A 25604-nucleotide genomic window follows, 5' to 3' on the forward strand; every position below is an offset into this window, starting at 1 on the left:
GTAAGCGGGCGCTCCGCTAGAGCAGGGATTGCCAGAGGGTTGGGCGGCCGCGGGTGCGCAAGCACGCGAGGAAAGTCCGGGCTCCACGGAAACGACGGTGCCGGGTAATGCCCGGCGGGGGCGACCCCAGGGAAAGTGCCACAGAGAGCAGACCGCCCACTGGCCCCGGACTAGATCCGGGGCAAAGGGCAAGGGTGAAAGGGTGCGGCAAGAGCGCACCGCGCGACCGGCAACGGAAGCGGCACGGCAAACCCCACCGGGAGCAAGACCGAATAGGGACGGCATATGCGCCTCGTTCCGGCGCGTCGTCCGGGTTGGTTGCTTGAGCGGCGGAGCGATCCGCCGCCTAGAGGAATGGCCGCACAGCCCTTTCGAGGGTGGACAGAACCCGGCTTACAGACCCTCTGGCATATTTCCGTCATCGCGCTGGCGTATAGAGCCGAGCCCTCCTATCTGCGGGACATAATGGCACGTCAGACACGATCTCAAGACTGGGGCTTCCCGCGTTGGCGCAGTTATGGCGCCGAGCGCGAGGCCGTGAAGGTGCGGTTATGCGACCGGCACGGCTGCGAGGAGCCGGGCGACCGCCCCGCACCCAAATCGCCCAACAGCCCCGAGCGCTGGTATTTCTGCGAAACGCATGCCGGCGAGTACAACCGTAACTGGAACTACTTCGAAGGCCTGACCGCCGAGGAGGCCGCCCAGCGCGAGGCTGAGGAGCGGCGCGATACGTCGGGCTATACCGAAGCCAAGTATAATGGCTGGGCCGGGCCGGGCGATGGCAGCCGCTCGCGCGACGAGATGCGCGCGCTGGAAGTGCTCGATCTCGAAGTCGATAGCGATTTCGATGCGGTACGGCTGGCCTGGCGGCGGCACGCCAAGGCGAACCATCCCGACGTGAAGCCCGGCGATGCCGATGCCGCGAAGCGCTTCCAGGCAATCCAGGCGGCGTACGAAGTGCTGAAGGCGGCGGAAGAGCGCCGCACCTGGAAGCCCGATTGAAGCAGCACATCCGCTCGAACTGGGCGAATGCCGTTCTCGTCTGCTCTAAATGCTCGAAGAAGCTCCATGGCGGTTTCGGCCCCAGGGGCAAGGCGCCGCTGGCCAAGGCCCTGCGCAAGCATCTGGGGCTGAAGAAGGGCCGCAAGGCGGGCGCGGGGATCGTCGAAGTGAAGTGCCTGGGCGTGTGCCCGCGCGGCGCGGTGACGGTGGTCAACGGCGCGGCCTCGCGCGATTGGCTGCTGGTGTGCGAGGGCGCCGACATGGCGGAAGTGGCGCGCGAGCTGGGGCTCGATGCTTGACTTGGCAGCATGCCGAGCGGACACCTGCCTGAAACAAAACGGGGGAAGATCGATGTTGCTCCAAGTCGGACTGGGCCTTGCGGCCTTCACCGCCGTTGTCGTTCCGACCGCCGCGTCGAGCGCCCAGGACACGATCGGGCAGCTCTTCGACAAGGCCGACGAAATCTACACCGAGAAGGGCTATACCGGCACCGGCTGGGAGCGCCGCGGCGAGCTGGCGCAGGGCAAGGAACAGCTCATCCAGGTCACGCTGAGCGGCGCCGCGAGCTACCAGCTCATCGGCGTATGCGACACGGACTGCAAGAATCTCGACATCCAGCTGCTCGATGCGAACGGCAAGGAGGTCGACAAGGATGTGGAGGACGACGATTTTCCGATCGTCGGGGCGCTCGCATCAGGCCCCTACACCGCGCGCGTGACGATGACGGCGTGCGAGGGAAGCTGTGCGTTCGGCTTGAAGGCGTTCGCGAAATAAGCTTGGCTCAGGCGTATCGTACCGCGGTTTCGCGGACGAGCGCGATCATGTTGGGGATGCCCTGGGTCCGGTTCGAGCTGAGCTGGTTGCGCAGGTCGAAAGGCGCAAGCGCCGCCTCGATATCGGTGGCGATGATCTCGTCGGGCGTGCGGTCCTGCACGGTGAGCAGGATGAGCGCGATGATGCCCTTGGTGATCGCGGCGTTCGAATCGGCGAGGAAATGGAGCCGGCCGTCGTCGCGGCGGGTGGGATAGACCCACACCGCCGCCGAACAGCCCCGCACCAAAGTCGCATCGGTCTTGAGTGCTTCGGGCATCGCTTCGAGGCTGCGGCCCAGATCGATCAGCAGCCGATAACGGTCATCGGCTTCGAGGAATTCATATTCGTCCTGGAGTTCGGCGAGGCTCGGCATGAGGCGGGCTATAGCGCCGGCCCTCGACAATTCCACTGCCTCTCCATCGTCACCCCGGCGAAAGCCGGGGCCCCAGAGCCAAACAGGACGTCGCTTGTGACCCTGGGTCCCGGCTTTCGCCGGGATGACGGCATTCTACAGATCCACGCCCGCTGCGATCGCTTCGAGCTTGCGGATGCGCTCCTTGAGGTCCGCGACTTCGATGCGCGAGGCAGCCGAAGGTCCGGGCATCTGCGCCGCTTCGGCGCTGGCAGCGGCCTGGCGACCGGAGACCAGTTCCTGGTGCTTCAGCGCGAGCCAGCCGCGCCAACCCGAAAGCGCCGCCGCCGTGACCATGCTGAGGCCGGCAAGGCCCGAGACGGCGAGGGTCAGATAGAGATTGGGATCGTTGGTCATTGCCATGTTTCCCTGTCAGGCGCGCTTTCAGACGCGGTTGTTGTCGCGCAGCTTTTCGATCTCGGCATCGAGACGCAGGCTGCTGTTGTTGTCGGTGATCACCCGTTCCAGCACCTGGACGCGCTCCTTGAGCGAGCGGACCTCGTCGCGGAGGCGGGCATTCTCGGCGGTATCGACCGGATCGGCCTGGTAGGCGGCATGCCTGCCCTTGTTCCGGTGGAGTCCGTAGCGCGCCTTTAGGACGCTGCCGATGGTGACCACGATGATGATGCCAAGAACCATCTCAGGACCGTTCATTGCATCTACTCCCTCTTGGAGAGCGCCGTGGCGCTCAGTTCAGTTGCTGGGCTGCGAGCTGGGCTGCACGCTCGGCGCGGCGGCGGGGGCGATCGCGGCTTTCTGCAAGGGCAATAGCTCCCCCGCACAGTGCCGTCAGCACTGCGAACACAACGATGATCATTTTATCTGTCCTTAGTTGAGCGGCGCGTCGCGCAGCTTTTCGATTTCATCCGCGACGGCGATGCCGCGGTCGGTCACTATTCTTTCGAGGACCCGGACCCGCTGTTCGAGACGTTCGGTCTGGGCAGCATATTGGGCGGCCTTTTCGGCAACCATCTGGGCTTCTAGCTCCATCTTGCGATGCTGGAGCGCGAACCAGGGCTTGAGGAATACGCCGCCGATGATGGCGAGCAGTCCGCAGCAGATGCCCAGGATCGGGATGAGCAGAGGGTTGATCATGTCGAACTCCTTGTCTCAGCGCAGCGCGTCGATTTCGCGGGCGGTGCGCTCGGCGGGGTCGGTAGCGATCCGCTCCAGGACCGAGAGCCGTTCCTCGAGGCGCGAGATCTGCCCGGTGAGCCGCTCATTCTCCGAGGAGAGGAGCTCGATCTGGCGTTCCGCGGCGGGATCGCTCTTGGCCGTCTGGCCCTTCCACTCATTCTCCACCGGATAGCCGTGGCGGGCACGGATCCAGTTGTTGAGCAGCCAGCCCACGGTCGAAATCGCGACCAGGACTACTACGAAAACCGGTCCATCCATGGTTCTTCCTCCCTCTTGATAGCCTGCGCCTCAGCGCAGGCTGTCGATCTCGTCGGCGAGACGCGTGTTGCGGCTCGTATAGTACATCTCGATGTCGGCGAGCCGGCGATCGATGTCGCGGAAGGTCGAGCGGACCGCATGCGCCGAGCGCTTGGGGTTCGATCGCACGCCCTGCCAGAACTTGGCATCCTCGGGCGTGTCGTAGAGACCCACCGGCTTCGGATTGGCCATCCAGGCGACCAGGAAGTAGGCGATCACCGTCCAGGGGAAGCCGCCGACCAGGGTGAGGAGCACGGCTCCCACGCGGACCCAGGTGACGTCGATCCCGGTATAGTCGGCGATACCGGCACACACACCCGACCATTTGGCATTCTGCTTGTCGAGATAATATTTGGTGCGGACGGCGGACATCTTAGTTCCTCCTGCTGAGGTCGTAGGGCGAAGCTTGTGCGGGCTGGCTGGGGCGGAAGTCAGGATTATCGGCGGCGATGATCCGCTCGATCGTCATGAGGCGCTCTTCCAGCCGGCGCGCGGTGTAGTGCAATTCGTCGAGGAGCTTTTCGTCTTCCCCGGTCAGCGACGCGGCCTGCTTCCACCTGGTGATGTAGTGGAAGACCAGCCACGGCAGCCCGATGAAGAGCGTGCCCATGACGATCGGCACGATGATGATTGCGCCATCGTCCATGGGATCAGGCTCCCTTGCCCAGGCGTGCCTTCAGTGCTTCGAGCTCGGCATCGACCTTCTCCGCGGAACGGAGCTCGGCGATTTCCTCCTCGAGGCTCTTGGGCTCGCCGCCAAAACCGGCTGCTTCGGCGCGGCCCTCGGCGAAATCGACCCGGCGTTCGAGGACGTCGAAGCGCGAGAAAGCGTCCTGCATCTTCGAGCCGTTGGTCATCTCCCGCAGGCGGACGCGGTTGTTGGCGCTCTCCAGCCGGGCGACGATCGAATTCTGGCGGGTGCGGGCTTCACGCAGCTTGTTCTGAAGCTTGGTGATGTCCTCTTCCGAAGCGCGGAGCGTCTCGTCGAGCACCGTGATCTCCTGGGCGAGCTGGTCGCACATGTCGCCGGCCTTCTGCTTTTCGACCAGGGCGGCCTTGGCGAGGTCCTCGCGGCCCTTCGACAGCGCCAGCTCGGCCTTTTCGGTCCAGCTCTCCTGGAGCTTCTCGAGCTTGGCGATGTGGCGGCGCATTTCCTTCTGATCGGCGATGGTGCGCGCCGCGCTGGCGCGGACCTCGACCAGGGTCTCCTCCATCTCGAGGATGATCATGCGGATCATCTTGGCGGGATCTTCCGCCTTGTCGAGAAGATCGGTGACGTTGGCGGCGATGATGTCTCGGGTGCGGGAGAAAATGCCCATTTCGAAAACTCCTTCGTTTATTTTGTTACCGCCGGAAGGGGCTAGGGGGTACCCCTTCCGGCGGGACCCTTCTCGCCGGGGCGGGCGAGCGGGGAGACCTCTTTGGTGCCTCAGGCGATCGCCGGGCCAACCGCACCGGCCATAAAGATGGCGCTGGCGAGGAAGGTGAAGGCGACTGCGACAAAGGCATTGCGAAGCGTGGCTGCTTGGTAAGTCATGGTCTTGTTCCTGAACCTTGGCGTTGTTTCGGTGGCCCGTTGTCGGGCTTGCCAAGATCTTTGCAGAAGCCGTGCCAGTTTTTGAAACGCACGCTTTTCCGCCATTTTCGAGCTTTTCAGACATGACGGTCGCAAAATTTCCTTGCCAACAATTGGGAAAATTCGCCAAGGATTTGGTGTGGAACGCACAACGCATGTCATCGGCCAGTCGCCGGCCTTTCTCGACGCGCTCGAACGCGCCAGCCGGGCGGCGGCGCTCGACCGGCCTGTGCTCGTCATTGGCGAGCGCGGGACCGGCAAGGAGCTGGTGGCGGAACGCCTCCACCGCCTGTCGCCCCGATGGGACCAGCCGCTGGTGGTGATGAACTGCGCGGCGCTGCCCGAGACGCTGATCGAGGCCGAACTGTTCGGGCATGAGGCGGGCGCCTTTACCGGTGCGACCAAGGCGCGTGTCGGTCGGTTCGAGGAGGCGGACAAGGGCACGCTGTTCCTCGACGAGCTCGGCACGCTTTCGATGGGCGCGCAGGAGCGGCTGCTGCGCGCGGTGGAATATGGCGAGGTGACCCGCATCGGATCGTCGCGGCCGATCAATGTCGACGTGCGCATCGTCGCGGCGACCAACGAACATTTGCCCGAGCGCGTGGACAAGGGCAATTTCCGCGCCGATCTGCTCGATCGGCTGAGCTTTGAGGTGGTGACGCTGCCGCCGCTGCGGCATCGCCCGGGCGATGTCGAGGTGCTCGCCGATTTCTATGGGCGGCGCATGGCATCCGAGATCGGCCGAGTCGATGACTGGCCGGGCTGGGGCCCCAACGCGCTCGATATCCTCCAGAATTACGACTGGCCGGGCAATGTCCGCGAACTGCGCAACGTGGTGGAGCGCGCAGTCTATCGCTGGGAGCATGACGGGCCGATCGACGCGATCGAGATCGATCCGTTCCAGTCGCCCTATCGCCCGCGGGCGGCGCAAATTGCGATGACTCCCACAGCAAGCGCTCCCTCGCAGCCGGAGATCGAGGCGCCGCCGCCGATGCCTGCATTCGATGGCGCTGCGGATTTCAAGACGCGGGTGGCACGGTTCGAGCGCGAATTGCTGTCGCGCTCGCTGGCCGAGCACCGCTTCAACCAGCGCTCGACCGCCGAAGCGCTGGGGCTGACCTATGACCAGCTTCGCCATGCGCTCAAGCGGCACGAGCTGCTGGGGGCGGGAGGGTAAGGCTTTTCCCGGGTATGCGTTCTTTCCGTCACCGCGGCCGAAGTGCCGGGGTCCACGGGGCGTCTAAGCGAGCCGCTTGAGCCTCAATGGGCTCGCGAGCAGATGAGTGGACCCCGGCGCAAGGCCGGGGTGACGGTTAAGGTAAGCCACGCGGGACGACCTCAATGCATGTTGGTCATCGCCAGCAGCATCGGGATCGACAGCATCGTGTTGATCCGCGAGGTGATCATCGCGATCCTGGCGGCCTTGGCCTTCGCGGCATCCTCGGCGGGGACCAGGCCCAGCGCCTTTTTCTGGTTCGGCCAGATGATGAACCACACGTTGAATGCCATGATCAGCGCGATCCACATGCCGATGCCGATCAGCCGGGCGCTTTCCTGGAGCGTCAGCGCCTCGACCAGCTCATTGTAGAGATAGGCGAGGATCAGCCCGGTCAACACCGTGAGCGCGGCGGCCCAGCGGAAGAAGAACAGCGCTTTCGGGGCGATATATTTGGAGACGCCGGGCTTCAGCTCGGCAGGAATCGTCGGCATGGTCGGGATCTGGACGAAGTTGAAATAGTAAAGCAGCCCGAGCCAGGTGATCCCGAAAAACACGTGGAGCCACTGGAAGATGCCGTTGAGCGTGCCCATCGCGGGCCGAAACGACGGTTCGAAGATCAAGGCGACCGCGAGCAACACGCCCACCGCCAGAACGGCGTGGAGATTGCCGAAGAATTTATCCATCGATGTGCTCCCCTATACGGCTTCGGCCGGCTTGCCCCGCGGCCGTTGCGATGGCGAAACGTACGCCTCCAGTTTTCGTTTGTCACATGGAACGATTTCTGGAGGACAGCCGCGCTTTTTAGCGTCTAGGGGGGAGCGCTTCGCGCGTCCGTTCGTTGGGCGCGCGAGCCCCTTTCGAACGGAGTATCCCCATGGCTTTCGAACTTCCCGCGCTGCCTTACGACAAGGGCGCGCTCGCCCCGCACATGTCGGCCGAAACGCTCGAATTCCACCACGGCAAGCACCACAAGGCCTATGTCGACAAGACCAACGGCTTCGTGACCGAAAAGGGCCTGGATGGGTTGAAGCTTTCCGAGGTGATCAAGAAGGCCAAGGAAACGAACGACAAGGGTCTGTTCAACAACTCCGCCCAGATCTGGAACCACAGCTTCTTCTGGCAGTGCCTCAGCCCCGAGAAGCAGGCGCCGACCGGCAAGCTCGCCGAGCTGATCACCGAAGGCTTCGGCTCGGCCGAGGCGCTGGTGAAGGCGCTGGTGACCGAATCGACCAACCACTTCGCCAGCGGCTGGGGCTGGCTGGTGCTCGACGGCGGTAAGCTGAAGGTGACGTCGCTGCACGACGCCGATACGCCGGTGGTCTATGACGGCATGCAGCCGCTGCTGACGATCGACGTGTGGGAACACGCTTATTATATCGACTACCGCAATGCGCGCCCGGCCTATCTGGACGCGGTTTCGGCCAATCTGATCAACTGGGAATTCGTCGCGCAGAATTTGGACGGCGCCGGCGTGAGCCGCGCGGACCAGGGCTGATCGGCCAGCGAAACGGAGGGGCGTCGGGCGGAGTCCGGCGCCTCTTTGCGAAACGGGGAGCCCATCCGGTAAATCGTGATCGGCGCAGTTGGCGTCCCGCACGGACGCCTGCTATCCGGGTCGCAACATGACCCTCGACACCGATATTATCGACCCGACCGGGCCCACCGACGTCCCCTTCGACAGCGCGCTTTCCGAACGTTACCTCGTCTATGCGCTGTCGACGATCACGGCGCGCTCGCTGCCCGATGTCCGCGACGGCCTGAAACCCGTCCACCGCCGCCTGCTCTGGGCGATGCGGCTGCTCCGGCTCGATCCGGCGAGCGGCTACAAGAAATGCGCGCGCGTCGTCGGCGACGTGATCGGTAAATACCACCCGCATGGCGACCAGTCGGTCTATGACGCGATGGTCCGCCTCGCGCAGACCTTCGCGCTGCGCTACCCGCTCGTCGACGGACAGGGCAATTTCGGCAATATCGACGGCGATAACGCCGCCGCCTATCGGTACACCGAAGCCCGGCTGACCCAGGTCGCGATCGACCTGATGGACGGGCTCGACGAAAATGCCGTCGATTTCCGAGCAACCTATAACGGGGAAGACGAGGAGCCCGAGCTTTTCCCGGGCCTGTTCCCCAATCTACTGGCGAACGGTGCGGCCGGTATCGCGGTGGGCATGGCGACCTCGATCCCGCCGCACAACGCCGCCGAGCTGATCAGCGCGGCCGTGGCGCTGATCGACAATCCGCAGGCCGATGTCCTCGATTATGTCCGCGGGCCCGATTTCCCGACCGGCGGCAAGGTGGTCGACAGCGCCGCGGCGATCCGCGAGGCCTATTCCACCGGGCGCGGCAGCTTCCGGGTGCGCGCCAAGATCGAGAAGGTGACTGAGAAGGGCGGGGGCTGGCACCTCATCGTCTCCGAGATGCCGTACGGCGTCCAGAAGGGGAAGCTGATCGAGGCGATCGCCGAGCTGATCAACGAGAAGAAGCTGCCGATCCTGGGCGATGTCCGTGACGAATCGGCCGATGACGTCCGTATCGTGCTCGAGCCGCGCAGCCGCACCGTCGATGCCGATACGCTGATGGAGAGCATGTATCGCCTCTCCGATCTCGAAGTTCGCGTACCGCTCAACCTCAACGTGCTCGACGCGCGTCACACGCCGCGGGTGATGAGCCTGCACGAGGCGCTGTCGCAGTGGCTCGAACACCAGTTCGTCGTGCTCCGCCGCAAGTCCGAGCACCGGCTGAACAAGATCGCCGACCGGCTGGAGCTGGTCGCGGGCTATATCATCGCCTTCCTCAACCTCGACCGCGTGATCCACATCATCCGCACCGAGGACGAACCCAAGCCGGTGATGATCGCCGAGTTCCAGCTCACCGACCGCCAGGCCGAGGCGATTCTCAACATGCGGCTGCGTTCGCTGCGCAAGCTGGAAGAGATGGAGCTGAAGCGCGAGCAGGCGGGGCTGGAGAAGGAAAAGGCCGAACTCGAGCTGCTGCTCTCGTCCGACGCGCGCCAGCGCACGCGGATGAAGCGTGACCTCGGCAAGCTGCTCGAGCGCTACAGCCTGGAGACAGTGCTGGGCGCGCGGCGGACCTTGATCGAGGAAGCCGGGCCGACGCGCGAAATCCCGCTCGAGGCCATGATCGAGCGCGAGCCGATCACCGTGATTCTCTCCCAGCGCGGCTGGATCCGCGCGATGAAGGGGCATGTCGACGACATGTCCGGTGATGCCTTGAAGTTCAAGGAAGGCGACGGACCCTTCCTCGCCTTCCACGCCCAGACCACTGACAAGCTGCTGCTCGCGGCCGACAATGGCAGGTTCTACACGCTGGCGGCGGACCGGCTGCCCGGCGGGCGCGGCTTCGGTGAGCCGGTGCGGCTGATGATCGACCTGGAAGGCGAGCGCAGCATCGTCGCGCTGATGCCGGCAAGTGCTTCGCCGAAGCTGCTGGTCGCGGCGAGCGACGGGCGCGGCTTCGTGGTCAAGGCCGAGGATGTGATCGCCGAGACGCGCAAGGGCAAGCAGGTGATGACGCCGCGGACCGGCGCGCAGCTGAGGATCGTCCGGCCGATCGCGAGCGAGGACGATGCTGTCGCCGCGATCGGCGACAACCGCAAGCTGCTGGTCTTCCCGCTTTCCGAAGTGGCCGAGCTGGGCCGCGGGCAGGGCGTGCAGCTCCAGCGCTACCGCGACGGCGGGCTCTCCGATGTCCGCACCTTCAAGATGGCGGACGGCCTCAGCTGGGCGATGGGCGGCGACACCGGCCGCACCCGGACCGAGGCGGATCTCACGCCCTGGCGCGCGGCGCGCGGTGCGGCGGGACGGATGCCGCCGACCGGGTTCCCTCGCGACAACCGCTTCTGAGAACGTTCGCCTAGGGGATTTCCCTTGCTTCAGGCGGTCTTAATCAATTCCGGTTAGCGCCTGATGTGATGGCATTCCGTAGGGCCAAGCCTGTTTTCGCCGAGACCGTGGAGCCCGCTCCACTGGTGCTGGATGAACTTGTCCACGGCCCGCGTGAATCCAGCATGGTACTCGACCTGCTACCGGTGCCCGCGGTGATCGTCGAAATCCGGGGCGGCAAGTTCCATTTCGAGGCGCTCAACCGACCTTTCCGCATGGCGGGCCTGGGCACCGTTGCCATGGATTCGCCGGTGGTCCGGCTGCTCGGCATGCGCATCCGCAATTTCCTCGAATCAAACGAGACGCACCTGGAGATCGCCTGGCAGTTCGGCGACGAAGTCGATTGCCGCTATTTTCGCGTGATGTTCGCGCGCCGCGCCGCGAACCGGGCCCAGATGCGCTGCCTGGTCACGTTGGTCGACCAGACATCGGAGCTGCGCACCGAATACAGCCTGCGCCGCGAGATGGCGACCGACAGCCTCACCGGCCTGCCCAACCGCACCGGGTTCAGTGACGAGCTGGAGAACGCGATCGGGCCGGACGACCGCGCCGGCCATGCGGTGCTGGTGATCAACCTCGATCGGTTCAGCCGGGTCAATGCCTGTATGGGTGGCCTGGCCGGTGACGAATTGCTGATCTCGGTCGCGCGCCGCCTGAAGGGTGCGCTTAGGGGTCGCGACGTCCTGGCGCGGATGGGCGGCGACGAGTTCGGCGTGCTGCTCGTGCTCGACGACGGACCCAATGACGCGCTCCATGTCGCCAAGCGCGTGCACGCCGCGCTCGCCAATCCGTTCCGGCTTTCCGATTTCGAGATCCGCGTCGACTGCGCGATCGGCATCGCGATGGGCGCCGACAATGACGGCGATCCGGAGGACCTGATCCGCAACGCCCAGTTCGCGGTGAAGCGTGCCAAGAAGAGCGGTCGCACCGAAGTCTATCACACCCGCGCCTTCGACATCGCCCGCGAACAGTTCGGCATCGAGACCGAGCTGCGTCGCGCGATCGAGAATGGTCAGATGACGCTGAGCTTCCAGCCGATCTGCGACCTGGCATCGGGCCGGATCACGTCGTTCGAGGCGCTTGCGCGCTGGACGACCGAGGACGGCGTCAAGCTTTCGCCCAACGACTTCATCCCGGTCGCGGAGGAATCGGGGCTGATCGTGCCGCTCGGCCGCTGGGCGATGGAAGAAGCAGCGCGGACTCTGGCGATCTGGGACGCGCAGGCCGGCGGTGCCGGGGACGTGAAGGTCGCGGTCAATCTCTCCGCGATCCAGCTCCAGCGCGACCAGATACCGGCGATGGTGAAGGGCGCGCTCGACCGCCACGGCATCTGCGGCTCGCGGCTCACGCTGGAACTGACCGAAAGCGCGATCGTCACCGATCCCGATCGCATTGCCCAGACGATGAAGGCGCTGAAGGATCTGGGCGCGACGCTGGCGATGGACGATTTCGGCACCGGCTATTCGAACCTTGCCTACCTCCAGAAGCTGCCGATCGACCTGCTCAAGATCGACCGCAGCTTCGTCACCGGCATGCTCGCCGACCGCGATAAGATCGCGATCGTCCGCGCGATCCTGAGCCTGGCGCAGGCGCTGGGGATGCAGACCACCGCCGAGGGCATCGAGACCAACGAACTCGCGCAGACGCTCGCCGCGCTCGGCTGCACCTATGGCCAGGGCTATCTCTATGCCCGTCCGCTCGAAGCGGATCAGGCCTTTCAGCTTTTGACCGAACGCAACGCCTGAGCGACGACTTCGTCGGCGATCACTTCGATGCGGGCGGCGTCCGGAAAGCCCTCGGCGATCCAGCGATCCTCTACGGTGCGGAGCGCGCGGGCGACTTCCGGACCCTTGGACAGACCGCGCTCGACGAGCGCGCCGCCAGTGAGCGGAATCCGCGGCACGGGCCAGTCGCGGACCGACGCCGCGTCCTCGATCCGTCCGCCGAGCAGGAGGATATCCACCCCGCTTTCGGTGCCGAGGCGATAAGCGAGTGCCTGGGGCGTGCCAGGCGGGAAGGGCGATACTGCGGTGATCAGCCGCCTGCGTTGCGCATTCGAGAGCTTGAGCCGCGCGCCGACCGAATCGGCCGTGGCGGGATCGGGCGGCAGCAGCGCGGCGAGACGGCGGATCGCGTCCGGCGTCTCGCCCGCGGCAGATTCACTGGTGGCCAGGCCATCAAGCCGCTCCACGCCTTCGGCGGCGATCTCGGGCAGCACCGGCAGGAAGATGCCGCGATCGACCATCAGGCGGACGACGCGCGCGGCGTGTTTGGCGACCAGCAGCTTGAGCAGCTCATCGGCAATGCGCTCGCGCGACAATGCCATCAGGTCCTTCGCGCGGGCGGTGCAGGCTTCGAGCCCCGCCGGATCGGGCACGTCGCCGAATCGGGCAAGGAAGCGAAAGAAGCGGAGGATGCGCAGATGATCCTCGGCGATTCGCTGCAACGGGTCGCCGATGAAGCGGACACGGCGGGCCTCAAGATCGGCGAGCCCGCCGAAATAGTCGAACAGCTCGCCGGTGCGCGGATCGGCATAGAGCGCGTTCATCGTGAAATCGCGCCGCGCGGCATCCTCGCGCCAATCGTCGGTGAAGGCGACCGTGGCGCGTCGGCCGTCGGTAGAGACGTCGCGGCGCAGCGTCGTGACTTCGACCGGGCCGCTCTCGAGCACCGCGGTGATCGTGCCGTGCGCCAGGCCCGTCGGGACGGCGCGGATGCCGGCGCGGCGCAGCAGGTCGATAACGTCCTCGGGTTGATGACGCGTGGCAATGTCGATGTCGGCGACCGGCAGTTCGAGCAGCGCGTCACGCACCGCACCGCCGACGAAGCGCGACAAGCCCTTGTCCGCACCGAGCACCTCGCCCAGCCGGTCGAGCCCGTCGCGGTGCCGCCAATCGGCATTGGGGAGGATCATGCCGTCCATCTGAGCCGCCGTGAGAGATTGACGATCATCGCGGCGGTCGCCCCCCAGATGCGGCGATCGCTCCAAAGGATTTCGTAATAGCGCCGCTCATGGCCCTGATACGTGGTGCGCGCTTCGGTGTGATTGGCGTGATCGAGCAGGAAGCCGAGCGGGACTTCGAACACGTCGGCGACTTCGGCCTCGGCAGGAACGAGCGTCAGCGCTGGCGGGACCACGCCGATCACGGGCGTCACGTCATAGCCGGTGACGGTGCGGTAGCGATCGGCGATGCCGATCACGTCGACGCTCGACCGGGGCAGGGCGATCTCCTCCTCGGCCTCGCGAAGCGCGGCGGCGATCGGGCCGTCGTCCTCGGGATCGATCCGGCCCCCGGGAAAGGCGATCTGGCCGGCATGGCGGCGCAGCGTATCGGTACGCTGGGTGAGGATCACGCCGGGGTCGTCGCGATCGGTGACGGCGACCAGCACGGCGGCGGGGCTGCCGGCGGTACCGGGATCGAAATCATAATGGTCGCCCGCGAGCAGGATCGGTCCCTCGTCATGGGTCGCCTCCAGCGCGATGCGCAGGCGTTCCGCGAGCGTCATAGCGTCGTTTCGCCCGGCTGGAGTGCGAAGAAGGCGCCATCGCTCCACACGCCTGATGGTGTGCTGCCATTGGCGAGCGCGATTTCGGCCAGTTCGTAATAGACGCTGCGCGCGATCAGCGCATCGAGCCCGGCGCGGACATGGAGATAGGGGCGCGGGCCTTCCTCGCGTTCCTCGAATCGCAGTGCGTGTTCGGGGCCGGCGACAACCAGGTCGCCGGTGTTGAGGCGGAAGGCGAGCTTCGCATTGCGGCCTTCGCCGTCTGTTTTCAGCTCCACCGCCATGAAAGGAGCATCTTCGACATCGATGTCGAGTTTCTCGACCGGCGTGACCAGGACGAAACGGCCATCGCTCTCGCGGCGCAGGATCGTGGAGAAGAGCCGCACCATCGCCGTTCGACCGATCGGCGAGCCCTGATGAAACCAGGTGCCGTCGGAGGCGATTCGCATCTCGCTGTGCCCGCAATGATCGGGATTCCAGCTTTCCACCGGCGGAAGACGATTCTCCTCCGCGAGCCGCGCGATCTCGGTGAGCGAAAGGGCGGCGAAATCGGGTGGTGGGGTTGGCATGGGATATTTCCCTTAGACCGTTCCGATCGTCCTTGTCGAAGGCTGACGTCGCGGCCCCGCGCGATCAGGCCGCCTGGCGCACCCGGGGTCCGAGCGCCCCGGCGCAATCGGGCACCGCAGACCCGCGCGCGAGCAGGCGGCGCGCCTCGAACGGTCCCGGCAGGCGCCAGCCAGTGGTATGCTCGGCGGTGAAGCCGAAGAAGCGGCCATAATATTCGGGATCGCCGACCAGCATCAGCGCGTCGGCCCCGGCCACGCCCGAGCCGGGCACCGCCTCGAGCATCCGATCCATCAGCGCGCGACCGATTCCCCCCTGCTGCCAGCGCGGATCGACCGCGACGGGGCCGACCATGATCATGGGCACAGCGCGCCCGCCATCGCATGCCAGCTCGACCGGCCAGCACTGGATCGAGCCCGCCAGTGCGCCATCATCCTGGATCGCGGCAAAGCTCAGTTCGGGAATCGGAGAGATTCCGGTGCGGATGCGATAGGCAGTGCGCGTGCGGCGATCGGTTCCGAAGGCACTGTCGAGAAGGGCCTCGACTGCCTGGGAGTCAACGGAACCGAGCGGCACCAGTGCGATCACCTCGTACATCCTTACGCATGAAGCCCGAACGGGGGGCATTCGGGCCGCGCGCTTTAGCGCCGATGCGCGCAGGTGCAAGGGCGAATCGTTTCGCGGCCGCCTCTCTTTGGGGCACGGGCCTTTCCACCATCGCGGCATCTGCTATTGCGCCGGCCAGTTCGCATGAAAGGCGCTTGATTGCCCGACCTACTCCAGTTGCAGGTGCACGACCTCCAGGTCGATGTCCTGACCGGCATCTATTCCGAAGAGACTCACCTGCCGCAGCCGCTGCGCATCTCGATCACTGCCGATATCGATCTGCCCGAGCGATTCGCGCCCGATACGCCGCTCAGCGCCTCCAAAAGCTATATCGACCTGAAGCACGCGGCGACGGGCGCGCTGCCGCAGGGCGTGCATTTCACCCTGATTGAAGGCGTGGCCGAGCATATCTGCGAGACGATCCTCGTCTCCGATTCGCGGGTGCGCCGCGTCGAGGTGCGAATCGTCAAGCTGGCGATCGCCGAGAATGGCGAATCGATCGGGATCACATTGGTCCGCAACCGGCGCTGAAGGCCGCCGCATTATATATTACGTGCAGGGCCCCAGCTCGCGGAGCACGAGCGCATAGTCCGCGCGCGCGGCCGCAGCGTTGGCGGGCTCCTCCGCCGACAGGCTTTCCGCCGGAATCTCGCGGGGCAGGCCGCATGCCAGGCGATACCAGAGCAAGGTCGCGGGCTTGGGCGGGCCGGCGCCATTATCGACAATGTCGCCAAGCGATACCGACCAGCGCGTCTGCTCGCCGGGGCGGCGGAGAATCTGGAGCGACACCGGCGTGCCGGTCGAGGTCTGCAGGAAGACCTGCGTTTCGCCCTCGCCGGGCAGCGACCCCGGAACGTGGAATGTGTTGCCGATGCCGGTGATCGCGGGTGGCGCATCGGCGGCGAGCACATCCTTGGTGATGCCGCGCACCTGCGCATCAAGATCGGCGGACCAGGCGAGTTGGCCGTCAAGGCCGGTGAGTTGGATCTGATCGGCGCGCGCCGCAACGGGGCCGGCGAACAGCACGACCCGCTGCTTCTTGAGCTTGGGCAGCTTGCCGCGCGCGTTCAGCGGAATCTCGGCGACGTAAGAGATGCGCGCGGGAAGCGCGTTCGTGCCGCGAATCAGCGCCAGCACATCGGCTTCTATATATACGCGTCCTCGGCCCGGCTTAACATTTGGTGCATCCGCCGATTTGATCGGACTGACCTCGGCAATGCGCGCATCAATGATCAAAGGCGCACCCACGACGTCGCCGGCGAGGGTGGCATAGCTTGGTAAGACAGGGTCGGCTTGTGCCGTGTTTTGTGTGGGTTGTGCCGCGGCTTGGATAGCGACGACTTGTGCTGCAACGCAACAAAACGCTAATACAGGGATACGGATCATGCCATTCGCGTTACCCGATTGTGCCGTTCTTATACAGAAATAATTCTGCCATGCGGCGCCTGTAGGGCCAGTTTGTCCGACAAAGGGTTTGCGTCCCCCGGGACGCCACGATAGAGACTCGCGCTCTGCCGAACGGACGCACAGAGCGCACGGCGGGCGGATCTGTGCAGCGGGTTAACCCGCGCTCAGTTTCGCAAGCAGGATTAGAGGAGTGACGTTGCCGAATGGCTTACGCTGACCGGAATGTAAGTGGCAGCCGCGTCGTTGCGATCGTACTGGTCGCACTGATCGTGGCTGGCATGGGATATGCCTTCGTCACAGGTCTGGCATACCAATATATCAAGAAGAAAGCGGAAGAGCTGAAGACCTTCGAGGTCGAAGAGCCGCCGCCCCCGCCGGAGGAGGTGCCGCCACCGCCGCCGCCGCCTGACACGCCCGTGCCGCCGCCGCCGACCCAGGTCGTGACGCCGCCGGCCATCGTGCAGACGGTGTCGCCGTCGCCGCCGATCCAGACGACGGCGATCATTCCGCCGCCGCCGCCGCTCACGCCGCCGGCGCCGCCCGCTCCTCCTGCGCCTCCGCAACCGCCGGCACCGCCGCGGATCGCAAAGGCGCTCAAGCCCAAGAGTCCGCCGCAAGGCTGGGTGACGAACGACGATTATCCTTCTGCCGCGCTGCGCGCCGAGCAGCAGGGTTCGACGGGTTTCCGTCTCAGCGTCGACGCCTCCGGCAAGGTGACGGACTGCACGATCACTTCGTCGAGCGGTTCCGCACTGCTGGACAACACGGCTTGCTCGTTGCTCAAGCGCCGCGCCCGGTTCTCCCCGGCCGAGGATGCAGGTGGCAACAAGATCCCGGCCGCGTGGTCGAGCCGCTTCCGCTGGGAGCTGCCCAAGAACTGATTGAGTGGCCGGCGTGCCGATGGCGGCGCGCCGGAGTGTGGAAAAACGCGATACTTATTAGAGGAAAGAACCGACAATGCTCACGACCATTCTCGCCGCCGGGTCCGCGGCAGCCAAGGGCGGCAACCCCTACGGCCTCATCCCCGCGCTCCGTGAGGGCGGCCTGATCTCGCAGACCGTTTTCGGTCTGCTGGTGCTGATGCTCTTCGTTTCGCTCTACATCTTCTTCACCAAGATCTTCGAACAGCAGAAGATCATCAACCAGGCAAAGCGCGTCCGCGCCAGCTTCTGGAGCGCCAACAGCCTGCGCGAAGGCGCTGCCAAGCTCGAGAAGAACTCGGCCTATCGCCAGATCGTCGACGATGGTCTCGAAGCGCAGGAGCAGTACAAGGAACTCACCGATCCGGTCGAGGCCCATGACTGGCTGCACGGCTCGCTCGCCCGCTCGGAAGCGACGATCAATTCGGCACTCAACGGCGGCCTGGCGTTCCTCGCCTCGACCGGCGCGACCGCGCCGTTCATCGGTCTGTTCGGTACCGTCATCGGCATCTACCGCGCGCTGATCAAGATCGGCTCGGCAGGTCAGGCTTCGATCGACGCCGTCGCCGGCCCGGTCGGTGAGGCACTCATCATGACCGCGCTCGGTCTGGTCGTCGCGGTTCCCGCGGTGCTCGGCTACAACTTCCTGCAGCGCCGCAACAAGGCGATTGCGGAATCGCTGAACGCCTTCTCGAACGACGTGCTGGGCTATCTGGCTTCGGACGGCCGCGTTCGCCCGACCACGGCAAAGAAGAGCCCGGCCAAGCCGGCGGCTCCCACCACGACTGCCGGCCAGACCGGTGGCGTGCCGACCCGCCCGTAAAATACCACGACCTACAGGGAGCCGCGCGCCGTGCGCGGCTCCCGCTGCCAGGCCCCCGGCCGGCAGCGGCATTTGAAGGATAGGATAGCGCCCAATGGCGATGAGCGTAGGCGATAGCGGCGACGACGCACCGATGTCGGACATCAACACCACGCCCATGGTGGACGTGATGCTGGTGCTTCTGATCATCTTCCTGATTGCGGTTCCAGTGGTGATCCAGACGATCAAGATGGACTTGCCGAAGGTGCAGTTCGAGCCGACGGTCACCAAGCCCGAGAACGTCGCGCTTTCGGTGACGGGCGCGGGCGGCCAGTGCAAGGTCTATTGGGGCATGACCCCGGTGACCCATGAGGAGTTGCTTCAGCGAGCGGTGAAGAAGCTGGAGGACGAGATCGCGCGTCAGGGTGGTCCCAACGCTGCCGGCCTCGAGCTTCCCGAAGTGCATATTCGCGGCGACGTGGGCACTCCGTATCGGTGTATCGGTGGCACGATCTATACGATGCAGATGGCTGGTTTCGTGAAGGTCGGCTTCATCTCAGAGCCTGAGCCCGGCGCCACCACCGTCCGCATGTGACGATCACCGTTTAAAGGAGTTACGAAAATGGCAATGAGCGGTGGCCGGGACGATGGTCAGCCGATGATGGAACTGAACACGACGCCGTTGATCGACGTCATGCTCGTGCTCCTCATCATGTTCATCATCACCATCCCCATTCAGACTCACGCAGTGAAGGTCGATCTGCCGCAGAATTCGCCGCAGAACGCCACGCCGATCGAGCCTGAAAAGAACAAGCTCTACATCGATGCCGAAGGCCGCGTGTACTGGAACAGCGTGCAGATCGACGACGTGACGCTGCGCCAGTATCTCGACGCGTCGCTCCAGCGCGATCCGGAGCCCGAGCTGCACTTCCAGCCCGATCCGCAGGCGCGCTACGACGTGGTCGATCGCGTGCTCGCGATCGTCAAGCGTGCGAACGTGACCAAGCTCGGCTTTGTCGGCAACGAGCAGTATCGCAACGACTTCTGATCGGCCGGGCGCGTCCCGTGCCGGGAAATTAGAGAGGCGGTCCTTCGGGGCCGCCTCTTTTTTTTAAGCATTTTTCCTGATTGCACGCTTGCAACGAAAGTGTCACATAAGAGTCATTCAAGTGACACCAAGTCGTAAACTTGATGTAACATTAGGAGATGCCCGATGCGTATGGGGCTTGTCGCTGCGGCCATCGCGCCGCTCACCCTCATTGCGATTCCCGCGCAGGCGCAGGACAGCGCCGTAGCCAGCGCCCAGATCTTCAGCGGCGCGTATGACAAGGCGGAGCAAAAGCTGCTCGCCGAGCTTCGCATCCACCCCAACCGGCCCGAGCTGCTGCTCAATCTCGCCGCCGTCTATGTGCAGACCGGCCGCGACGCTGAAGCGCGCGCTTTGTATACGCGGGTTCTGGCGCAGGATGACGTATTGATGGATCTTCGCGCGGAACGCACCGTCGGTTCGCATGCGGTCGCCCAGAACGGGCTCAAGCGCATCGAAACCGTGCAGTTCAGCGCCCGCTGAACGGACGCGCGCGGCCGGCCTGGGTCAGGCCGCGCGCGAGCCAGGCGGCGCCGGTGATCGACAAAGCGATCAGCAGCATCGTCCATTCCAGCCGGCTGGAAGGCGCCGCGACAACCCGCGGCGCATGCAGCAGTACCACGAACCCTCCACACATCACCGCGAGCAAGGTCGCCGCCAGCGGCGCGGCGACGCCCGATACGATCGCCAGCCCCGCCGCGATATGCGCGCCGCCGGTGAAATAAGCCCAGTAAAGCCGGTGCGGCAGCCAGGCGGGCACCATCGAAGCCGTGAAATCGGCATAGGCGAGATGGCTGATCCCGAAGACGATCGGGCACAGGCCGAACAGAATGCGCAGCACGGTGCGCATGTTTCCGGGCCGTCTGCCCAGGAAGAGCGCCATTCCGCCGGTCGCCAGCGCGAAAGTCTCGGCAAATCCCAGCAGGGCCCCGACCGCGGGCTTGGCGACAACCACCGGCACGTGCAGCGCGAGCGCCCAGACCAGGTATTGAAGGGGGAGGAGCAGCCGCAGGAACCCGGCGCGGGGCAGCAAGGCAAGCAATCCGCCCAACCCGAGCAGCGCGGCGCTGACCAGCACCAGCGTCTCGCGCCGCGGGATGCCCGCCGGCACCGGCTGCCATTGCAGCGCGAAGTCGCGATAGAGGAAGGTGATCACCGCCAGGCCGATCGCGCCCGCAGCATAGGGCAGGGCATTGGTGTCGATCGTCCGGCCGGCCCGCATCACCTTGTTCTCCTCGTCAAAGCCGCGGCAGGGTGACGCCCCGCTGGCCCATATATTTGCCCGCGCGATCGGCATAGCTGGTCTCGCAAGGCTGCTCGCCCTTTAGGAACAGGAACTGGCAGGCGCCTTCATTGGCGTAGATCTTGGCGGGCAGCGGCGTCGTGTTCGAGAATTCGAGCGTGACATGGCCTTCCCATTCGGGCTCGAGCGGGGTCACGTTGACGATGATCCCGCACCGGGCATAGGTCGACTTGCCGAGGCAGATGACGAGCACGTCGCGCGGCACCCGGAAATATTCGACCGTGCGCGCCAGCGCAAAGCTGTTGGGCGGGATCACGCAGCAATCGGTCTTGCGATCGACGAAGCTGTTGGAGTCGAAATTCTTGGGATCGACGATCGCCGAATCGACATTGGTGAAGATCTTGAACTCGTCGGCGACGCGCGCGTCATAGCCGTAGGAGGAGAGGCCGTAGCTGATGCAGCCCTCGCGCCGCTGCGCCTCCACGAAAGGCTCGATCATGCCGTGCTTCTGCGCCTGTTCGCGAATCCAGCGGTCGGAAAGGATGGACATCGTCACTCCGTGATTGCGCCGCGTTTGTCGCGGCTAAGCGGGCCGGCTGCAAGAGGCTAGCGCGACCGTGATTCTATTTCTCGTCACCCCGGCGAACGCCGAGGGCCCAGGGTCTCGGGCGACGCGGTGCTTGGCTCTCGATCCCGGCTTTCGGCGGGATGACGGCATGTTTGCAATGTAGGATTTCGCATGAAATCCAGGGCATTGCTCTTTCTCATTCAGAAGATGATCGCTGTCTCGCGCGCCGGCACGAGTGCGTTAGGAGCAAACTCATCAACTACGGGTAGCAGGATACCGCTTCCGGTGTCCTGCTCGAGATTGTCAAAACGTCCAAAGGCGCGGAATTTCGGAGAGGAAGTTTTTTCGACATAGCAGGTGTCAACCGTGTCAACCTGTCGGCGGGCTCCCGCTATGCCAACCCTAGATCCTTGGGGCCAAAGGCGTGGGGCAGCAGCTCGGACAGGCGATAAGTGGCGATCTCGTCGCCCTCGGCGCCGCCGCAATAGACGGGGATGTCGCGGCCGCCGAGCTGGGCGGCTTCGTTGATCACCTGGCGGCAGCGGCCGCACGGGCCGACCGGCGCGGTGCCGCGCGCGATGCCGTCCTGCATCAGCCCGCCGATCACGCCGATCGCCACCACGTCGCGCAAGCGCCCCTGGGCGCTGGTCGTGGCCAGCGCCACCGTCTCCGCGCAAAGCGATAGGCCGTAGCTGGCATTTTCGAAATTGGCGCCGGTGACGATGCTGCCGTCCGAGAGCAGCACCGCGGCGCCCACCGCGAAGTTCGAATAGGGGGCATAGGCATTGCGCGCGGCGGCGCGGGCGGCGTCGATCAATGCCCTGGGATCCGGTTCAACCATAGTCAGCCCTTGATATGGAGCACGCAGATCAGCGTGAAGAGGCGGCGGGCGGTATCGAAATCGACGGTGATCTTGCCCTCCAGCCGCTCGCGCAGCAGCTCGGCGGCTTCGTTGTGGATGCCGCGCCGGGCCATGTCGACGGTCTCGATCTGGGCGGGCGTGGCGTTGCGGATCGCCTGATAATAGCTGTCGCAGATCGCGAAATAATCGCGGATCGGCCGGCGGAAACGGGCGAGGCCAAGCACCAGGGTTTCGAGGGGCGATCCGTCGCCGCGGCGGATCTCCAGCGCCAGCCGGCCTTCTTCGACGCTGAGGTGCAACTTGTAGGGGCCGGTATAGCCATCGCCGTGCTCGCGCTGGGGGGCGAAGTGATTTTCCTCGAGCAGATCGAAGATCGCGATGCGGCGTTCCTGCTCGATATCGGCCGAGCGCCACAGGATCGTGCGCTCGTCCAGCGATATGTCGATGATCCGCGGGTCGCCCATGTTCGCCTTGCTTTGGGGGTAATCATCGTTTTCCACAAGCTGCGCGGTTGCCGTGGCGGCAGCATTGGGGGAAGAGGATCGGATGGCGCAACCGATCCCCTTTCCCGCACCCGAGACCCCCGAAGGCACAACCCTGCCCGCGAACATCGAGGCGGAAGCCGCTTTGCTCGGCGCGATGATGATCGACAACCGCGTCGCCGAGGACGCGCTCCAGCGGCTGCGCGCCGAGCATTTCTTCGAGCCGCTGCACGGCCGGATCTATGACGCGATCGCGATGATGGTGGGCGACAACCGGCTGGCGACGCCGGTGACGCTGCGGCCGTTGTTCGCCGCCGATCCGGCGATGAAGGAGCTGGGCGGGCCGGCCTATCTGGCGCAGCTCACCGGCAATCCGGCCAGCCTGATCGGTGCCAAGGCGTTCGCCGACCAGGTCTACGACCTGGCGATTCTGCGCGCGCTGGTGAGAGTGGGCCGCGATCTGGTGACCGAGGCGCTCGACACCAGCAAGGACATCAATCCCTCGAAACAGATCGAGCAGGCCGAACTCAAGCTCTACGAAGTCGCCGAGAAGGGCGGCGAGGAAACTGGCGCGCGCAGCTTCATCCGCGCCGCGACGCTGGCGGTGAAGCAGACCGAGCGCGCGATGAATTCGGGCGGCAGTGTCTCGGGCGTCACCTCGGGCCTTGCCGATTTCAACGCGATGACCGGCGGTCTCAACCGATCGGACCTGCTGATCCTCGCCGGGCGCCCCGGCATGGGCAAGACATCGCTCGCCACCAACATGGCGTTCAACGCCGCCAAGCGCTGGCTCGACGACCAGGAAGCCGGGATTCCCGAGGAGAAGTCGATCGGCGCGCCGGTCGCGTTCTTCAGCCTCGAAATGTCGTCGGACCAGCTCGCGATGCGTATCCTGTCGGAACAGTCGGAGATCGTTTCGGAGAAACTGCGCACCGGCAACATCTCGTCGAGCGAATTCATGAAGTTCGCGCGGGCGGCGAGCGATCTCGAGCGATTGCCGCTGTACATCGACGATACACCCGGCCTGACGATCGCCGCGCTCCGCACCCGTGCGCGACGGCTGAAGCGCCAGCACAAGATCGGCATGGTCGTGGTCGACTATCTCCAACTGCTGACCGGCTCCAGCCGCAGCCAGGGCGACGGCCGCGTGCAGGAAATCTCCGAGATCAGCCGCGGCCTGAAGACGTTGGCCAAGGAGCTCAACGTGCCGGTGCTGGCGCTGTCACAGCTCAGCCGCGCGGTGGAGAGCCGCGAGGACAAAAGGCCGCAGCTTTCGGACCTGCGCGAATCGGGATCGATCGAGCAGGACGCGGACATCGTGCTGTTCGTCTATCGCGACGAATATTATCACGATTTCAAGGCGCCCAAGGCACCGGACGGCAGCAGCTCGGCCGACGAGATCCAGAAATACCAGACCTGGCAGGAAGAGCAGCTGCGGGTTGCCAACCGGGCGACGGTGATCATCGCCAAGCAGCGCCACGGCGCGACGGGCCATGTCGACCTGCGTTTCGACCGACAGTTCACCAAGTTCAGCGACCTGGCGCCAGCGGGCTATTGACCGTATCGGTAGAGCCGGACGCGCTGGACGGTGAAATCGCCGGGCCCGAGGCGGATATGACGTCCCTGGTGCGTCTGGTCGCCGTTGAGTAGCCGTCCCGGCACCCATTGCCCTTTTGCGTCGTAATGGCCCTCCCAGGCGCTCTCGATGCCTGCGAGCGGCGGGCCATCGCCTACCGGGGCCATCGTCACGGTGATGCCCTGGCCGGCGATCAGATATTCCTCGGGTCCGGTCTGGATGATGATGCCGCCATAGCCGCCGATTCCCGGCGAGGCCTGGGGCGCGCGGATGTCAGCAAAGGCGACAGTGAAACGATAGTCGCCGATCCGCCGGGTGATGGGTTCGTAGACGATAGTCTCGTCATAGAGGATACGCGGCTTGAATCCGGCCATGCGTCCGGTGCCCTGTGCCGCAAGGATCTGTGGCTGGAGCTGGCGCAGGACGCCATAGGCCTGGGCGAGCGGATTGCCGGGCTTGTCGTCGATCGATTCGACCGAGAAGGGGCTGTAGCCGATCGCATCGAGCTGGCCGAATGCATAGAAGGCGTTTGCGGGCGATTCCGGCCTGTCGGCGTTGTGGGCCTCGGGAACGAACAGCGGATTGTCGGCGCGCTTGTAGCGGTTTGCGAGGTCGGTGAAGTTGGGGAAATAGATATCGGGCGCGAGGAGATCGAGCGCCGGACCACCCGTCTTCCAGATATCGAGCAGATGGGGAAGCGGGCCGCCGGAAGGATATTCGCCCGGCGCGCGGCCGGGGCGATTGAGCGCCACATTGACGTACATCGGCAGCGCATAAGCCGCCTTGCCCGATGCCGCGAGCGCATCGGCGAAGCGCGCATAATGCCAGGCGGTGAAGATTTCTGCGGCGGTGTCGCCCTGACCGAATAGATCGGTCCAGCCGCCCTCGGTCTTTGCGCCATGCTCTTCCCAAAGCGTCTTGAGCTCGGGTTCGAGACGGTCGCGGTTGCGGACCAGATAGGCGGTGAGTTCCGGCGGCACCGGCTGGCGGAACGCGGCCTCGGCCTGCGGGCCATAGTCGCGCGCGGCGGGGATCATGCCGATCTCGTTTTCCACCTGGACCATCAGGACGGTGTTCTGCGTGCCGTCGAACGCCTTGAGATGGGCGAGCAAGGCGGCAAAGGCGCGCTGATCGGCCTTCAGCGTCTCGGGCGCGAATGCCGAGAGGATTTCGACCGCCTGGCCATTGGGCAGCCGCGCGCGGGGAAAACGGGCCTGATCGCGCTTCACCCATGCCGGGACATAGGTCGACATGCTGTTCTTCCAGGCGCCGAACCACAGCAGCACCAGTTTCATGTCGTGCGCGCGGGCGTCACGGATCAGCTGGTCGATAGAAGACCAGTCGAACTTCCCCTCCACCGGCTCGATCATTTCCCACGCCACCGGCGCGAGGACCGTGTTGAGGTTCATCGCCTTCAGCCTGGGCCAGTGATCCGCCATATAGGCGGCGCTGGAGGCGCTCGAATTGCCGAGCTCGCCTCCGAGCAGGAGCATGGGCTTGCCGTCTACGACGAGCTGGGTCGCAGTGCCCTGTTTCTCCAGATGAGGCTGTGCGAGAGCCGGGATCGTCCACAGCAAGGTCGATAGAGCAAGCCCGAGCACAGCCGATCGCATTCAACA

The 25604-nt window shown here is 65.1% G+C and carries 34 protein-coding genes and 1 other RNA gene; 15 read left to right on the plus strand and 20 right to left on the minus strand.

Going from position 1 to position 25604, the window contains the following annotated elements; genetic code table 11:
* The first annotated feature begins 31 nt into the window (after positions 1-31).
* From rnpB to IAG41_RS02450, 4 genes are all read left to right on the plus strand, one after another.
* An RNA gene (gene rnpB / locus IAG41_RS02435) (RNase P RNA component class A) lies at positions 32-412 on the plus strand.
* Between the two features lie 53 nt (positions 413-465).
* A complete protein-coding gene (locus tag IAG41_RS02440; protein ID WP_187726977.1) occupies positions 466-1002 on the plus strand; it encodes a J domain-containing protein in 537 nt (178 codons plus the stop codon).
* A complete protein-coding gene (locus IAG41_RS02445) occupies positions 999-1301 on the plus strand; it encodes a (2Fe-2S) ferredoxin domain-containing protein (protein ID WP_187726978.1) in 303 nt (100 codons plus the stop codon). Before IAG41_RS02440 ends, IAG41_RS02445 begins: the two co-directional genes overlap by 4 nt.
* Before the next feature lie 52 nt (positions 1302-1353).
* Positions 1354-1776 (plus strand): hypothetical protein, encoded by a 423-nt coding sequence (locus tag IAG41_RS02450; RefSeq protein ID WP_187726979.1) that lies wholly within the window; start codon positions 1354-1356, stop codon positions 1774-1776.
* A gap of 7 nt (positions 1777-1783) precedes the next feature.
* Here IAG41_RS02450 and IAG41_RS02455 read toward each other — a convergent pair whose 3' ends face one another.
* The 9 genes from IAG41_RS02455 to pspA all read right to left on the minus strand — a co-directional run bounded on the left by IAG41_RS02455 (position 1784) and on the right by pspA (position 4980).
* Positions 1784-2188, minus strand: coding sequence for a SufE family protein (locus tag IAG41_RS02455; RefSeq protein WP_187727839.1), 405 nt, complete (start codon positions 2186-2188; stop codon positions 1784-1786).
* Between the two features lie 135 nt (positions 2189-2323).
* The gene (locus IAG41_RS02460; protein ID WP_187726980.1) at positions 2324-2584 is read right to left on the minus strand and encodes a hypothetical protein; all 261 of its coding nucleotides are present in this window, start codon (positions 2582-2584) and stop codon (positions 2324-2326) included.
* A 27-nt stretch (positions 2585-2611) separates the two neighbouring features.
* Positions 2612-2881 carry a hypothetical protein gene (locus IAG41_RS02465; protein ID WP_187726981.1) on the minus strand — a complete coding sequence of 90 codons (270 nt, stop codon included), beginning with the start codon at positions 2879-2881 and terminating at the stop codon, positions 2612-2614.
* Positions 2882-2915: 34 nt separating this feature from the next.
* Positions 2916-3044, minus strand: a complete 129-nt coding sequence (locus IAG41_RS23085; protein WP_262408427.1) for a hypothetical protein — start codon at positions 3042-3044, stop codon at positions 2916-2918.
* A gap of 11 nt (positions 3045-3055) precedes the next feature.
* Complete coding sequence (locus IAG41_RS02470) at positions 3056-3322, minus strand: hypothetical protein (protein ID WP_187726982.1); 267 nt, start codon at positions 3320-3322, stop codon at positions 3056-3058.
* Positions 3323-3337: 15 nt separating this feature from the next.
* Positions 3338-3622: a hypothetical protein gene (locus IAG41_RS02475; RefSeq protein WP_187726983.1), complete on the minus strand. Its 285-nt coding sequence runs from the start codon at positions 3620-3622 to the stop codon at positions 3338-3340.
* 30 nt (positions 3623-3652) lie between these two features.
* Positions 3653-4033, minus strand: a complete 381-nt coding sequence (gene pspC / locus IAG41_RS02480; RefSeq protein ID WP_187726984.1) for an envelope stress response membrane protein PspC — start codon at positions 4031-4033, stop codon at positions 3653-3655.
* Position 4034: 1 nt separating this feature from the next.
* On the minus strand, positions 4035-4307 hold the full coding sequence (pspB, locus tag IAG41_RS02485) for an envelope stress response membrane protein PspB (RefSeq protein ID WP_187726985.1): 273 nt from the start codon (positions 4305-4307) through the stop codon (positions 4035-4037).
* A gap of 4 nt (positions 4308-4311) precedes the next feature.
* Positions 4312-4980, minus strand: coding sequence for a phage shock protein PspA (gene pspA / locus IAG41_RS02490; RefSeq protein ID WP_187726986.1), 669 nt, complete (start codon positions 4978-4980; stop codon positions 4312-4314).
* Positions 4981-5376: 396 nt separating this feature from the next.
* Here pspA and pspF point away from each other — a divergent pair, with 396 nt between their 5' ends.
* Entirely contained in the window at positions 5377-6414 is a 1038-nt protein-coding gene (pspF, locus tag IAG41_RS02495) for a phage shock protein operon transcriptional activator (protein WP_187726987.1), read from the plus strand.
* A 161-nt stretch (positions 6415-6575) separates the two neighbouring features.
* On the opposite strand, the gene IAG41_RS02500 is transcribed toward pspF, so the two are convergent.
* On the minus strand, positions 6576-7139 hold the full coding sequence (locus IAG41_RS02500; RefSeq protein WP_187726988.1) for a urate hydroxylase PuuD: 564 nt from the start codon (positions 7137-7139) through the stop codon (positions 6576-6578).
* Between the two features lie 191 nt (positions 7140-7330).
* Here IAG41_RS02500 and IAG41_RS02505 point away from each other — a divergent pair, with 191 nt between their 5' ends.
* The 3 genes from IAG41_RS02505 (at position 7331) to IAG41_RS02515 (ending at position 12103) form a co-directional block, all read left to right on the plus strand.
* Positions 7331-7951 carry a superoxide dismutase gene (locus IAG41_RS02505; RefSeq protein ID WP_187726989.1) on the plus strand — a complete coding sequence of 207 codons (621 nt, stop codon included), beginning with the start codon at positions 7331-7333 and terminating at the stop codon, positions 7949-7951.
* Between the two features lie 127 nt (positions 7952-8078).
* On the plus strand, positions 8079-10319 hold the full coding sequence (gene parC, locus IAG41_RS02510; protein WP_187726990.1) for a DNA topoisomerase IV subunit A: 2241 nt from the start codon (positions 8079-8081) through the stop codon (positions 10317-10319).
* A 164-nt stretch (positions 10320-10483) separates the two neighbouring features.
* Positions 10484-12103, plus strand: a complete 1620-nt coding sequence (locus IAG41_RS02515) for a putative bifunctional diguanylate cyclase/phosphodiesterase (RefSeq protein ID WP_187727840.1) — start codon at positions 10484-10486, stop codon at positions 12101-12103.
* Here IAG41_RS02515 and IAG41_RS02520 read toward each other — a convergent pair.
* From IAG41_RS02520 to IAG41_RS02535, 4 genes are all read right to left on the minus strand, one after another.
* Complete coding sequence (locus tag IAG41_RS02520; protein ID WP_187726991.1) at positions 12076-13281, minus strand: CCA tRNA nucleotidyltransferase; 1206 nt, start codon at positions 13279-13281, stop codon at positions 12076-12078. The genes IAG41_RS02515 and IAG41_RS02520 overlap by 28 nt on opposite strands.
* The gene (locus IAG41_RS02525; protein WP_187726992.1) at positions 13269-13865 is read right to left on the minus strand and encodes a CoA pyrophosphatase; all 597 of its coding nucleotides are present in this window, start codon (positions 13863-13865) and stop codon (positions 13269-13271) included. Before IAG41_RS02525 ends, IAG41_RS02520 begins: the two co-directional genes overlap by 13 nt.
* Positions 13862-14434 carry a DUF1285 domain-containing protein gene (locus IAG41_RS02530; protein ID WP_187726993.1) on the minus strand — a complete coding sequence of 191 codons (573 nt, stop codon included), beginning with the start codon at positions 14432-14434 and terminating at the stop codon, positions 13862-13864. Before IAG41_RS02530 ends, IAG41_RS02525 begins: the two co-directional genes overlap by 4 nt.
* Before the next feature lie 64 nt (positions 14435-14498).
* Complete coding sequence (locus IAG41_RS02535) at positions 14499-15020, minus strand: GNAT family N-acetyltransferase (protein ID WP_187727841.1); 522 nt, start codon at positions 15018-15020, stop codon at positions 14499-14501.
* Between the two features lie 177 nt (positions 15021-15197).
* On the opposite strand from IAG41_RS02535, the gene IAG41_RS02540 reads away from it, so the two are divergent.
* Entirely contained in the window at positions 15198-15569 is a 372-nt protein-coding gene (locus IAG41_RS02540) for a dihydroneopterin aldolase (protein WP_187726994.1), read from the plus strand.
* A gap of 18 nt (positions 15570-15587) precedes the next feature.
* On the opposite strand, the gene IAG41_RS02545 is transcribed toward IAG41_RS02540, so the two are convergent.
* Positions 15588-16175, minus strand: a complete 588-nt coding sequence (locus IAG41_RS02545) for a hypothetical protein (protein ID WP_316251069.1) — start codon at positions 16173-16175, stop codon at positions 15588-15590.
* A 473-nt stretch (positions 16176-16648) separates the two neighbouring features.
* Here IAG41_RS02545 and IAG41_RS02550 point away from each other — a divergent pair, with 473 nt between their 5' ends.
* The 5 genes from IAG41_RS02550 (at position 16649) to IAG41_RS02570 (ending at position 19737) form a co-directional block, all read left to right on the plus strand.
* On the plus strand, positions 16649-17326 hold the full coding sequence (locus tag IAG41_RS02550; RefSeq protein WP_187726996.1) for an energy transducer TonB: 678 nt from the start codon (positions 16649-16651) through the stop codon (positions 17324-17326).
* A 76-nt stretch (positions 17327-17402) separates the two neighbouring features.
* A complete protein-coding gene (locus IAG41_RS02555; protein ID WP_187726997.1) occupies positions 17403-18188 on the plus strand; it encodes a MotA/TolQ/ExbB proton channel family protein in 786 nt (261 codons plus the stop codon).
* Between the two features lie 94 nt (positions 18189-18282).
* Positions 18283-18762: an ExbD/TolR family protein gene (locus tag IAG41_RS02560; RefSeq protein ID WP_187726998.1), complete on the plus strand. Its 480-nt coding sequence runs from the start codon at positions 18283-18285 to the stop codon at positions 18760-18762.
* A 27-nt stretch (positions 18763-18789) separates the two neighbouring features.
* A complete protein-coding gene (locus IAG41_RS02565) occupies positions 18790-19215 on the plus strand; it encodes an ExbD/TolR family protein (protein WP_187726999.1) in 426 nt (141 codons plus the stop codon).
* Positions 19216-19380: 165 nt separating this feature from the next.
* Entirely contained in the window at positions 19381-19737 is a 357-nt protein-coding gene (locus IAG41_RS02570; protein WP_187727000.1) for a tetratricopeptide repeat protein, read from the plus strand.
* Here the strand turns inward: IAG41_RS02570 and IAG41_RS02575 are convergent.
* From IAG41_RS02575 to IAG41_RS02590, 4 genes are all read right to left on the minus strand, one after another.
* Positions 19724-20476, minus strand: a complete 753-nt coding sequence (locus tag IAG41_RS02575; RefSeq protein ID WP_262408495.1) for a DoxX family membrane protein — start codon at positions 20474-20476, stop codon at positions 19724-19726. The genes IAG41_RS02570 and IAG41_RS02575 overlap by 14 nt on opposite strands.
* 16 nt (positions 20477-20492) lie before the next feature.
* Complete coding sequence (dcd, locus tag IAG41_RS02580; RefSeq protein ID WP_187727002.1) at positions 20493-21047, minus strand: dCTP deaminase; 555 nt, start codon at positions 21045-21047, stop codon at positions 20493-20495.
* Between the two features lie 409 nt (positions 21048-21456).
* Positions 21457-21906, minus strand: a complete 450-nt coding sequence (gene cdd, locus IAG41_RS02585) for a cytidine deaminase (protein ID WP_187727003.1) — start codon at positions 21904-21906, stop codon at positions 21457-21459.
* Positions 21907-21908: 2 nt separating this feature from the next.
* Positions 21909-22391 carry a UPF0262 family protein gene (locus tag IAG41_RS02590; RefSeq protein WP_187727004.1) on the minus strand — a complete coding sequence of 161 codons (483 nt, stop codon included), beginning with the start codon at positions 22389-22391 and terminating at the stop codon, positions 21909-21911.
* An 82-nt stretch (positions 22392-22473) separates the two neighbouring features.
* On the opposite strand from IAG41_RS02590, the gene IAG41_RS02595 reads away from it, so the two are divergent.
* Complete coding sequence (locus IAG41_RS02595) at positions 22474-23967, plus strand: replicative DNA helicase (protein ID WP_187727005.1); 1494 nt, start codon at positions 22474-22476, stop codon at positions 23965-23967.
* Here the strand turns inward: IAG41_RS02595 and IAG41_RS02600 are convergent.
* On the minus strand, positions 23961-25598 hold the full coding sequence (locus IAG41_RS02600; RefSeq protein ID WP_187727006.1) for a DUF5597 domain-containing protein: 1638 nt from the start codon (positions 25596-25598) through the stop codon (positions 23961-23963). The genes IAG41_RS02595 and IAG41_RS02600 overlap by 7 nt on opposite strands.
* Positions 25599-25604: the final 6 nt, after the last annotated feature.

This window comes from Sphingomonas sp. JC676 (assembly GCF_014489075.1).
Classification (GTDB): domain Bacteria; phylum Pseudomonadota; class Alphaproteobacteria; order Sphingomonadales; family Sphingomonadaceae; genus Sphingomonas.